The organism is Leuconostoc sp. BM2 (genome assembly GCF_002095565.1).
GTDB classification, from domain to species: domain Bacteria; phylum Bacillota; class Bacilli; order Lactobacillales; family Lactobacillaceae; genus Leuconostoc; species Leuconostoc falkenbergense.
Genome location: NZ_MOWQ01000095.1, coordinates 1 through 1,244, shown reverse-complemented (window position 1 = coordinate 1,244; position 1,244 = coordinate 1). Strand labels below are relative to the sequence as shown.

Below are 1,244 nucleotides of genomic sequence, written 5' to 3'. Positions count from 1 at the left end.
ATAAACCACCTTCTACAGATGGTTTGCGTAAACCTATTACAAAAAGTTTGCGCAAATCATCCCAGCGTCAAACCGGTGGCCAGTTGGGCCACAAAGGACATACGCTTCATTTGACAACGACTCCGGATCATACGATTACCTATTCTCCTACGCATTGTACTTGTTGTAACACGTCCTTAAACCACGAACCTGTAAAAGGATACCGCATTCGCCAAGTGTATGATTTACCACCTATCCAGATAGAAGTGACAGAACATAAAGTGGAACAAAAAGAATGCCCACATTGCCATTCTATCCAAGAATCTCAGTTTCCTTCTACTGTCTCTCATCCTGTTCAATATGGCCCAAATATAAAAAGACTGATCCCCTATTTAACGCATTATCAGTGTCTTCCTTTAAAACGAACAAAAGAATTCTTTCAAGATTGTTTTGGGTATTCTATCAGTGAAGGAACGTTAGTGAATCATACAAACAGTTTTTCGGCTCAACTGCAGCCCTTTCTCCAAGAAGTAAAAGACAAGATCCTTCAGTCTCCAGTTGTCCATTTTGATGAAACCGGTATGCGAGTAGAAAATAAAATACAATGGTTACATACTGCCAGTACACCGGAGGTGACCTTGCAACATATTCATCAAAAACGAGGAAAAGAAGCAATGGATGCGGGCGAAATTTTACCGTCTTTTTCCGGAATTGCGATGCATGATGGTTGGAAATCATATGATGCGTATACAGATTGTCGTCATGTATTATGTAATGCCCATCTCTTACGAGATTTGCAAGGAATTATAGATAGTACGGGGCAAAAATGGGCGCAACAGATGCAGAAATTTCTAACGCAAGCTTTAACGCTGAAAAAGCAATATAAAGGAATGCTTCCAAAAACGGAGCAACAGAATCTGTTTACCGTCTATCAATCCATATTAAAAGCACAACCAGTACTTTCTACAGAGTCAAACAAGAAAAGAAAGCAGACACCTGCTCAAAATTTATGGAATCGCTTCTTTAAATATGCTGATAGAATTCTAGCATTCTTAGAACATCCAGACATTCCATTTGATAATAATCAAGCGGAACGGGATATTCGAATGACGAAAGTCAAACAGAAAGTGTCTGGAACTTTCCGAAGTAAGAAAGGCGCAGAATCTTTTTGTCAGATACGAAGCTTTATGAGTACTATGAAAAAACAAAAACGATCTGTCTTACAAGCAATAGGCCAGGTTAATCAAACCCGAACCCAACCATGG

General features: G+C 39.4%; 1 protein-coding gene. It reads left to right on the top strand.

What is annotated here, in order from left to right; genetic code table 11:
- The coding region (locus BMG01_RS10545) for an IS66 family transposase (RefSeq protein ID WP_198941275.1) at positions 1 to 1,244 on the top strand (1,244 nt) is incomplete at both ends.